Genomic DNA, 9,962 nt, shown 5'->3' with positions numbered 1-9,962 from the left:
ACTCTTCGTCCCCTTCCTTTAGGTCTGTCGGGTTGCGAAAAGACACCTATTACCTTAACACCTGACTCAACAAGCGCTTTCAAATGTGATGCAGCAAACTCCGGCGTACCCATGAAGACAATATTCATCTATCCAACGCTTTCCTTAATTATCTGATCAAGTTTGGGTTTCAAGATTGCCCTTTTTGCTGACGAGAGATAGTCGACGAAGAGTATCCCGTCCAGATGATCGGTTTCGTGTTGTACTATCCTTGCGGGATAATCAGTGAGGTCGTCTTCATGGTAATGACCATACTCGTCCTGATAACGAATTCGAACGGAGGCCGGTCTGACTACATCTGCGTAAATTCCGGGTATGCTTAGGCAACCTTCTTCTATCTTGACCTTCTCATCGCTTCTAAAAAGGATCTCGGGATTTACTACAACCCTTAGTCCGTCGCCGGGGTCGTAGACGAAGAGCCTTCGCGATATCGCTACTTGCGGTGCTGCAAGACCAACTCCGTCTTCTACATACATCGTCTTACTCAGTTCATTCACGAACTGTCTGAGTTCATCATCGAATACCTCTACCTTCTCCGAAACATCTCTCAATATAGGATTTCCTATGTAAATCACTTTCACTCTTACCACCCTCTTGAAATCTCTTTCAGTTTCTCAAAGTAATCATTATCTGTCATTATTGCGTGGAGAGGGGTTATCGATACGAATCCAGACTTTACGGCATTATAATCGCAATCGGTTGAGCACTCATCTTCAACTACCTCTCCGAATATCCAGTAGTAGTTATTTCCGTATGGATCTTTTCTCTTTTCGAAATAGTCCTTGTATCTCCGTCTGCTCTGCCTCGTCACCTTCCAACCCTTGAGCTCCTCAGATTTGACAGAAGGGACATTTATATTGAGGGCCGTGAAGTCTGGCATCATCTTAACATCAAAGACTCTGAGAAAACTTACCATAAACGCTGCGGCAGTCTCGAATTCCGGATTACTCCAGTCACTACTTGAAACTGCAATCGATGGAGTATCCATTACGGCGCCTTCTAGAGCACCTGAAACCGTTCCCGAATAAAGGACATCTATACCCATGTTCTGACCCTTGTTTACACCACTGATGACCAAATCGATCTTCTTTTCGGAAATTGCCAGAAGTCCAAGTTTAACACAGTCGGCAGGCGTACCGTTTATGGCATATCCGATGTTTTTGTTGCCAACTTTTACTTGCTTGGCCCAAAGCGGGGTTCTGATTGTTATTGCATGCCCAGTTGCACTTCTTTCAACGTCTGGAGCAACAACTAGGACATCATGTTCTTCCGAAAGCGCTTCCGCGAGTTTTATAATTCCGGGCGACATTATTCCATCGTCATTTGTAACCAGGATATTCAATATTTGTACCTCCTCTTAACTGTTCGAACTAATCATCTTGTATACTTATTCTACAATATTGAGCGCAACTTTTCTTTTTGACTCAGGGGGCATCCTGTGGACTTTGACCGACTCATCAACTGCATACCGCACATAAAAGAAATTTTGGGCGTTGTCGAGAAGGCTTTTGAGAATTACGACGACCCGGCTCATGACATCTCTCATGTTCTACGAGTAACTGAAAGTGCGAGTGAAATAGCCATCCGTGAAGGGGCAAACCTCGAAATTGCGGTCATTGCTGCACTTCTTCACGATATTAAGCGACCCGAAGAGGATTTCACTGGAATAGATCATGCGGAGAGCGGAGCGAAATATGCGTTTCAGCTTTTGAATGAGATGGGTTTCGAATCTCAATTCACTTTCGAAGTCTCTGAAGCAATTAAGGTGCACCGATATTCTTCTGGATTAAACCCTTCCAGCATGTCGGCAAGAATACTGCAAGATGCCGATAGGCTCGATGCAATAGGTGCTATTGCTGTCGCAAGGGTTTTTTCATTTTCGGGAAAAACGGGAACTCCTCTTCATTCACCAAAGCTCAAGCCAGGTGATTCATACAAAGGGTACTCAAGTACTGCCATTAATCATTTCTTTGAGAAGATATTGAAGATAACTCCGGAGAGTTTCTGGACGAAGACCGCAAAGGAAATCGCAGAAAACCGCTACAGATTTGTCGTGCAATTCGTGAAACAGTTTCTTTCAGAATGGGGTGGGATCTGAACTTCATTATCTGATTTCAAAATACTCGAATCTCATGAAGGGTAGCTCTTCAATTTCCGTCTTGGTTACATTTGCATACGTAGGGCCCCGATCAATGCTTTCAATAAAAGCCTCAATATCGGGATCTCTCCCAGAGCCAACTATCTCGACGCTCCCATCGGGTTCGTTCCTGACATAGCCAGTTATGCCCAGAGACCTGGCGGTGTACAGAGCGTAATATCTAAACCCCACTCCCTGTACGCGTCCGTAGACTCTAATCCTTACCGTCCTCATAAGCCCAGTTCTTCACCGACCAGAATAACTGTGTATCTCCAGGGTCTTCTTCTTGAATCAACAATTATCGAGTATATTTCACAAATCCTTTCATCGCTGTCGCAGTCGGTACAGAGACCGCTTTCAGCACAGGGAGTATGCAGATTCAATCTTTTAGCGTTCATCGGTGCTATTGATCTAATCCTCTTGATTCCAGCGTCTAAATCGCTGACAACCTTGTTAACTCCAGCAATTAGAATCACTTTGTCGGGCCCGAAGGTAACTGCGGCAGCCCTGTTACCGTTGCCATCAAGCAAAAGTATCTCGCCACTTTCAGTTATGGCATTTGCACTGCAGAAATAATAATCGGCCTCAAACGCACTGATCATTATCCTCTTCTTTTCCTCATTACCAGAAACAGAATCTCTATCAAGAAAGTTGTACTTTCCAGACTTCAGAAGGTCGGATACCCCAGTTTCCTGAAGAGTAAGGGAACCTCCCGCACTCACAGTTGCTTCGTCAGGAACGAGCTTTGAAACCGCATCTACGACCATCTCTTTATCGGGGAAGTACATGAATTTTATCGCCTTACTCTCGAAAACTTTCGCAAGTCTTTCAGAGAGTTTCTCGTTCTTCCAACGCCTTAGACTGTTTCTCATAAAGGACTCCTTTCCCAAGAAAAAAATATTCTGATCTGCTCTGCTTCGTGGTGTCACGGGCAAGCTGCGTTCAATAGACTAAAAGGTAATTATCTCCGCTCCCCTCTCTACATAAGGAGCCAAAGGCACATGGTTCTTCATACTTCCATTTAAGGGAAGACCTTCCTTCTCCACTATCTCAAGCACACCCATCAACTTTGAACAACCATAACAAACGGCCTTGATCAAACCTTTCCTCTTTGCCTCGCTGTAAAGCCCATGTAGAGCATCCGTTTCGTTTACAATTTCCTTCAAGAGACTGGGTGATTCTCCCTCCATCACGATAGCCACTTCGATTCCCTTTTCAGACATGTCCAGTGCATTTAGGAGCGCATGTAAAAAACAAGCTTTCTTGCCTTCAAAGGCAAGTATAATCACTTCAGCCGACATCTATTCACCTCCAAGTAGCTTGTTCAATTTCATTGCGAAAGTCAGATCTCCGGAAATCTTGAGTTTTCCGCTCATAAAAGCAGCAAAAGGATTGACAGCTCCTCCGACAATTCCTTCGAAGGTTTCAAGATCAGTACTTATGGAACAATCCGAAGGTTTGTCTTCCTCGTACACTTCAAGTCTTCCATCCAAGATTTCGACAGCGAATTTTGATGGTTCCCCACCCGCGATGAAAAACATATATGTGCCGCTGATTTCTGAAAGCCTTTCGGCTCTCAGGCTCTTTATCTTACAGACTGCCTCCCTTACGGTCATCGATCTACCTCCTGCTTTTCAAAATACATACAAAGTCTACCATCTTGCTGTACAATGAGAACGATATTTCTAAGAACCGGGGGTGACGAATTGAAGAAACGCTTCTTTCGTTATTTGAATTCTGTTGTTAAGGTCAGTGTTGTGAGAGAGGGAAAGACAAAGCTGAAGAGCGGCGCGGTGATAATTGAACCCGAAGAGGAACTTGACGAGCTGGGTGCATGTCAACTTCTAGGCGTATTAGATCTTGGACAGGCTAGAACATTTGTTTCAAGAGCCGGTAATGAGATGAGTGTCGCTGAGAATGACGCCGGTTATGTTGTGAACATCACGCTCCAGAAGAACCAGGCTGTCCTAGGGCTAGGAGAGACAATGGGACCTTTGAACAAAAGAGGCAGTATCTATGAGATGTACAATACCGACGAACCTGATCACTCGCCATCAAAGAGGAGACTGTATTCATCTCTTCCCGTTTTCCACATTGTTTCCCCCGAAGAGCAGTTCGCTCTTTTTCTTGACCATCCAGGTTATTCGAGTTTTGACATTGGATTTGAAAATAGAGACACAATCAAAATAAGCATTGAGGGGGACGGTTTCGATCTTTTCATTTTCGTTGGGAGTCCTTCTGATACAATTAGACGCATCTTCAAGCTCACAGGGAATCCATTGTTGTTTCCTGCCTGGTCCTTAGGTTACCATCAGTCTAGATGGTCATATGCAAACGAAGAAACGGTTTTAGAGATTGCTGAAAATTTCAGGAGACGCCGCATTCCGTGCGATGCAATTCATTTGGATATTGATTACATGGATGATTTCAAGGTCTTCACGTGCGACAAAAATCGCTTCCCTAATCTTTCTTCCTTGACGGCTAAGCTGTCAAGCATGGGGATCAAGACTGTTGCAATAATCGATCCGGGGGTCAAAGCTCAGGACGGGTTTGATATTTACGAAGAAGGGCAGAAGAAAGACTTGTTCTGTTTGAGAAAGGACGGTAGCCCATTTAGAGCTGCCGTCTGGCCTGGAGAATCGAGGCTCCCAGATTTTCTAAACTCTAACGCAAGAGAGTGGTGGGGACAACACTATGATCGTCTTATAAAGAATGGAGTCTCAGGATTCTGGAACGACATGAACGAACCTGCTATCTTCTATACACCGGAATCTCTTTTAGAACTTAAGCTTATGGCCGAAGAGCTTCATGATTCTGGAATCGAAACTGAATTCCTTTTTGGAAAGATTATTTCGAAGAAGAAGTATTACGATCACGGAGTAGATTTCGTTCAAAAGGATGACGATGGGAACACTCATTCTCATAGAGAGGTAAGAAATATCTATGGCTTCAATATGGCTCGTTCCGCATACGAAGGAATCAGGAAGAGCAAGTCTGATCTGAGACCGTTCAATATAACCAGGTCTTCGTATCCTGGAATACAACGTTATGCAGTCCTGTGGACTGGTGACAATGCAAGTCAATGGGAGCAGCTTCTGAATGAGATTAGGCTGATTCAGTCTATCTCCTTAGCAGGAGTTAGTTTCACCGGATGCGATGTCGGAGGGTTCGGTGACGATTGCTCCGGAGAATTGCTAGTTCGTTGGACACAGTTTGGGGCTTTCCTCCCTTTCTTCAGAAATCATAGCGCCATAGGGACAAGGAATCAGGAACCCTGGGCCTTCGACAAGGAAGTTGAGGAACTTGTAAGGGAAGCGATTGAGCTACGCTATTCTCTTCTTCCATACCTGTATTCGGTACATAAACAATCTGCAAACGGGGAGATGACTATGGTTAGACCGCTCGCTCTGATTTGGCCCGGCGATAGCGAAACGTATTATGCCGACGACCAGTTCATGATCGGTCCTTCGATAATGGTAGCTCCCGTTTATCAAAGAAATTCCGAAGGAAGGCATGTTTATCTTCCAGGCGAAGAGTGGCTTGATCTCAACACTAGAAAAGTGGTCAACAGCGGTCATTCATGGGCAAAAGCACCTCTCAACATCATTCCTTACTTTTTGAAGAAAGACTCGCTCGTTGCCATGACGGACGGTCTGCAATTTGTGAAAAGCGGCTCCTGGAAAACTCTGAAGTTCTTGGGCTTTGTTAAGGATAGGGCCGAATTCTACCTATATGAGGATGATGGTCTCACAGAGGCATATAAGAGAGGCGAGTATTCATCAAAAACAATCATAGTTGATAATACTTCAAACGGGCTGAAGGTTGAAGTCAAACCCCAAGAAGGTAGCTTCAAGTGTGATGAAAGAAGGATAGAGTTCGAAATACACGATGGAAGAAAGCTTTATAAAAGATCGATTACAGATTCCCCGGATGGTTGTGAGTTTCTAATATATTAGCTCAAAATCCAGATAAGGGAGCAGTCTAGTGTTTTCAAGCATGATTCCTGCTTTTATGTGCATGGGATAGGCTGCGTACAGGAAGGCTGTTTCAAACTTGTAGATAGCTATTCTCCAGGAAAACCGACTACCGATCAAAAAGTCGATCTTTCCCCCAATACCTTCCTCTGAGAAATGGACGAGATTCATCACATTGAGACCCCTTCTCGAAATGACATAATCCGAGTCCAGGGAAAAGCCGGCAACAATGTTAGTGTCGTCTCTAAAGCCCCAAAGTTCCACCGGGACTATGGAAGGCTCTTCCCCGAAAGTAACTCTGGAGTAAATTGTCGAATCTATAGTAAATCCGTGCTTATTCCAATCGAAGTCTACGTTTATTCCAACATCTACGAGATTAGAAGTCGCCGTCTGTGTGTCTCGAACATTTATCAGTGTATTGAGCGAGGCCTGACCTCCGTACAGTGTTGAGGAATCCTCAAGGGCCGCGTCGAGGGAACCGGCAATTCTCAAAGGATACTCAAGCGAAGCTTTCCAACCGAAAGAAAGCTTGGGATTAATCCTGTAGCGCCTGTAAACGTTTAACAGAGCTTTCGGCTCAAGATTGGCATATTCGAGCGACAGAGAGAAATCCACCGGCAAATAGTCTTCGCTGAAGAGTTGAACATTGATTCCAAACAACATCGTCTCGAAGTCGAACGACACCCCTCCAAGAAGCTTGTTGCGAAAAGTTAGGTCGGAAAAGAGCACCGAAATCCCTTTAAAGGGAAGTAGCGAAACGAATCTCCAGTCTGAAAAGCCGTTGTAAGCGACTCCCTCTATTTCTTGAGGAGGACTCAAAATGATTTCTTTGCTCTCCAAACTATAATCGGTTGGTTTTGTGTTGGAGGAGAAGAGCAGCTTCCTTCCCTGAAGCTGGCCTACGGCAATCACGCCGTCTGCAATCATTACTGGTTCCCTAACATATCTTGAGAAGGAGCTCTTTCCGATCATCTCACCTTCAGATGTGACAACATAAACATCGCTGCCGAACTCGTTCTTAACAGAAATTAAAAATCCCTCGGAAACCCAACCACCAATCGAGAAATCATTCGTAACGTCAAAAAATCCAAACTTTTCGGTGCTTGAGTTATAAATCGCCAGTGACTTGTCGCCTTTATTGTTAATTCTGAATGCAATTAAACTGCCGTCACAAGATACTCTTATATTGTCAATTTGAGTCGAAGGATCAAGTGGTGTGAAGATCCTGGTTACCCTTTCCGTTCTCAAAGAAAGGATTTCTATCGAAGAAATGCCGAGATTGTTTCTCACAACAAGAAGCCTATCCTTGCCCAAATAATCGATTTCACGAAGATGAGCCGTTTTTGTTCTCTCTAACTTGCCTTCCCTAAAGAAATACAATCTGGTTTCGGATTGCTCCTCTTCAAAGAGGATAAGCGCTATTTCGCTTTCAAAGACTGCGAAATCCACAATCTCCATTGTAGAATTAAATATCTCAACGCCTTCGATGTTGAGAGAATAACATTTCATCTGCCTATCAAGAGAAAGATAGTAAAGTTTCCCGTCATAAATCTTTGGTCTGAAATGATTGACGAATTCGCCAACGCCACGTGAGAATTCGTAAACGAAGGGTACTTCCGCAGCTTCCCATTTCTTGATTTGATATTCTATGAACTCCCCTTTAAGCTCTTCATAGCTTTTTCCATATACCTTCTTTATCGCAAGCTCTATCCCCGTGAGACCAAGAAGTCCCCTCTTCACTTTCACAAGTTCCAGTAAGCTTTTGATTCCGTAAGTCTCGGAAAGATAAGAAAGAAAAGCATAGCCGTAATTGTAGTAAGACTCTCCGCCTATTCCGCTGAACCCTGTTACTACAGTCTCCTCCGAAAATGGCTCATTTTCCATTAATTGATCTAGCAGAAAAGGCAATCGCCTGTAGTCGTACTCGTAAAGATCTCCGATTAGTTCACTTCCCAGTTGAGCAAAGCCTTCAGTAAGCCACATAGGCTGAAGTGCATTGGGCAAATAGGCTTTGGAGACATAGTTTCTCAGTATGTTTCCAAATTCAGTGACCGAAGTGATCTGAAACAGGTGAGTCAGTTCGTGAGTGATCACCTCTTCCAGCCAAAAACCGTCGTTTCTATATGGGTAGTCCATTCCAACTGTCATTATATAAATCGATTCAAGAACTGGATTTGCCAGCCCATTAGAACGATCTTCATAGCCACCGATGATCACAGTTATCTTCTCTTTAAACGGATTGCCAAACAACTCACTTAGAGTATCAAAGGCATCTTCCGCCAACGCCTCAACCTGAAAAATAGAGGAAGCCACTTCCTTATGGTACAAGTATACAAAGTGATCGGACTCATGCTTCAACCAGTCGAGATCCCTAAATGAATACCCGGAAAGAAATGCCGACAATAAGAGAAATGTTATCAAGAAATATCTTCTGAACAAAAAAAGCCACCGCCCTCTGAAAACGAAGCACAACTACTATTATTATAGACTATGTGTAGCAGACAACGTTCTCGGGTTGCCGGTTTGTTTTTCCCGGTGATATTATTGATTGAGGTGTTTTATGGCAGAGAAAGAAAGGGACAGACTTCTGGCCTATTTTGCTGGCATTGGTTCTTCGGTGATATTTGGTCTTTCCTTCTTGTTTACGAAAAACGCTCTTGAATATACAAATCCGATGTACTTTCTTTCGTACCGGTTTTCAGTCGCTTTCGTGACGATTTCTCTCCTGAGAGCGTTGGGTGTAATCAAAGTAAGGCCATACAAGTCTATTTTCAAGGATTTGCTTTTGCTCAGTCTTGTTCAACCGGTCATGTACTTCATCTTCGAGAACGTTGGAGTCTCACTGTCGACATCGTCCGAAGCTGGTATCCTGCTTTCGACAATTCCGATATTCGTTCTTATATTCGCCAGAGTCTTTCTTAAGGAAAGACTTGCCGCTCCTCAAGTGTTCTCAGTCTTGACCGCGCTACTGGGAATAGTTCTGATAACAGCCGGGAAGGGTCTTTCAACGGGCGGCAGTGTCCTTGGACCCATCATTCTTTTAGGTAGCACAGTTTCAGCTGCCTTTTACAATATTTTGTCAAGAAAGGCTTCTGTCAGGTTTAAAGCATGGGAAATAACATATCATATGATGACTATGGGTTTCATCTCTTTCACTTTGATCGCTGTGGTAACATCTTTGATAAAAGGAGAGTTCTCTTTCTACATTTTTGGCTTGGGTACACCTCAGGTTGCCATAGCAGCGCTTTATCTGGGCACTTTGTCATCGGTCGGAGCCTTTTTCCTCATCAATTTCATGCTTTCTAAGCTTGAAGCGTCGCGATCAACGGTATTCGTTTATCTGTCGACTGTCGTATCTCTTTTAGCCGGAGTTGTCTTCAGAGGCGAGAGATTCGGTCCACTTCAGGTAATTGGGATATCTCTAATTCTTCTGGGAGTTTGGGGTGCCAATGCCTTGGCGAGAAGAAAAACAAGGGAGGAGTCAAAATGATGTTAGTAAAGAAAATGATGATCATCCTTTTCTTAACGGTTATGACATTAGGATGCGGAGTATCTTTCTTGACCACATCGGAGAGCACACCTTCAGTAGTAGTTATGGAAAAATCAATGACACTCGAAATGATGAGACTGGAAAACGATTGGTGGACAGCAGAGGTTTCTCTTGAACCTGGTAGATACCGTTACTATTTCACCACAGAGGAATCGAGTTTCCCAGATGAAAGGAACGATGAAAAATCTTACGAGAATGAAAGAGAAATGTCTGTGATGATTGTCGAGGATTTCGAGGTCCTACATGATTCTGTCAGACACAG

At 43.9% G+C, this 9,962-nt stretch carries 10 protein-coding genes and 2 pseudogenes; 4 read left to right on the top strand and 8 right to left on the bottom strand.

Annotated features, from left to right (window positions below; translation table 11 throughout):
- The 3 genes and pseudogenes from BG32_RS17210 to surE all read right to left on the bottom strand — a co-directional run.
- Window positions 1-128 (bottom strand): annotated as a pseudogene (locus BG32_RS17210) (methionyl-tRNA formyltransferase); the annotation flags it as partial.
- The gene (def, locus tag BG32_RS12930; RefSeq protein WP_014731129.1) at window positions 129-620 is read right to left on the bottom strand and encodes a peptide deformylase; all 492 of its coding nucleotides are present in this window, start codon (window positions 618-620) and stop codon (window positions 129-131) included.
- A gap of 2 nt (window positions 621-622) precedes the next feature.
- Window positions 623-1,381, bottom strand: coding sequence for a 5'/3'-nucleotidase SurE (gene surE / locus BG32_RS12925; protein ID WP_006487144.1), 759 nt, complete (start codon window positions 1,379-1,381; stop codon window positions 623-625).
- A 96-nt stretch (window positions 1,382-1,477) separates the two neighbouring features.
- Between surE and BG32_RS12920 the strand changes: the two genes are divergently transcribed.
- A complete protein-coding gene (locus BG32_RS12920; protein WP_006487142.1) occupies window positions 1,478-2,137 on the top strand; it encodes an HD domain-containing protein in 660 nt (219 codons plus the stop codon).
- 6 nt (window positions 2,138-2,143) lie between these two features.
- Here BG32_RS12920 and BG32_RS12915 read toward each other — a convergent pair whose 3' ends face one another.
- The 4 genes from BG32_RS12915 to BG32_RS12900 all read right to left on the bottom strand — a co-directional run bounded on the left by BG32_RS12915 (window position 2,144) and on the right by BG32_RS12900 (window position 3,792).
- Window positions 2,144-2,410 carry an acylphosphatase gene (locus BG32_RS12915; protein ID WP_006487135.1) on the bottom strand — a complete coding sequence of 89 codons (267 nt, stop codon included), beginning with the start codon at window positions 2,408-2,410 and terminating at the stop codon, window positions 2,144-2,146.
- Window positions 2,407-3,048, bottom strand: a complete 642-nt coding sequence (locus tag BG32_RS12910) for a lactate utilization protein (RefSeq protein ID WP_006487134.1) — start codon at window positions 3,046-3,048, stop codon at window positions 2,407-2,409. Before BG32_RS12910 ends, BG32_RS12915 begins: the two co-directional genes overlap by 4 nt.
- Window positions 3,049-3,126: 78 nt before the next feature.
- On the bottom strand, window positions 3,127-3,477 hold the full coding sequence (locus tag BG32_RS12905) for a hypothetical protein (protein ID WP_121526949.1): 351 nt from the start codon (window positions 3,475-3,477) through the stop codon (window positions 3,127-3,129).
- Window positions 3,478-3,792: an SCP2 sterol-binding domain-containing protein gene (locus BG32_RS12900; protein ID WP_006487132.1), complete on the bottom strand. Its 315-nt coding sequence runs from the start codon at window positions 3,790-3,792 to the stop codon at window positions 3,478-3,480.
- A 90-nt stretch (window positions 3,793-3,882) separates the two neighbouring features.
- Here BG32_RS12900 and BG32_RS12895 point away from each other — a divergent pair, with 90 nt between their 5' ends.
- Window positions 3,883-6,132: a TIM-barrel domain-containing protein gene (locus BG32_RS12895; RefSeq protein WP_121526948.1), complete on the top strand. Its 2,250-nt coding sequence runs from the start codon at window positions 3,883-3,885 to the stop codon at window positions 6,130-6,132.
- Here BG32_RS12895 and BG32_RS12890 read toward each other — a convergent pair.
- On the bottom strand, window positions 6,121-8,589 hold the full coding sequence (locus BG32_RS12890) for a hypothetical protein (RefSeq protein WP_121526947.1): 2,469 nt from the start codon (window positions 8,587-8,589) through the stop codon (window positions 6,121-6,123). The two genes, BG32_RS12895 and BG32_RS12890, sit on opposite strands and share 12 nt — an antisense overlap.
- A 121-nt stretch (window positions 8,590-8,710) precedes the next feature.
- Between BG32_RS12890 and BG32_RS12885 the strand changes: the two genes are divergently transcribed.
- Complete coding sequence (locus tag BG32_RS12885) at window positions 8,711-9,640, top strand: DMT family transporter (RefSeq protein WP_121526946.1); 930 nt, start codon at window positions 8,711-8,713, stop codon at window positions 9,638-9,640.
- A pseudogene (locus tag BG32_RS12880) lies at window positions 9,637-9,962 on the top strand (glycoside hydrolase family 13 protein); the annotation flags it as partial. The gene BG32_RS12885 and the pseudogene BG32_RS12880, both read left to right, overlap by 4 nt.

The organism is Mesotoga sp. HF07.pep.5.2.highcov, from assembly GCF_003666285.1.
GTDB lineage: Bacteria > Thermotogota > Thermotogae > Petrotogales > Kosmotogaceae > Mesotoga > Mesotoga prima.
The sequence above is the reverse complement of the archived record's forward strand: the minus strand, read 5'-3'. Positions and strand labels throughout refer to the sequence as shown.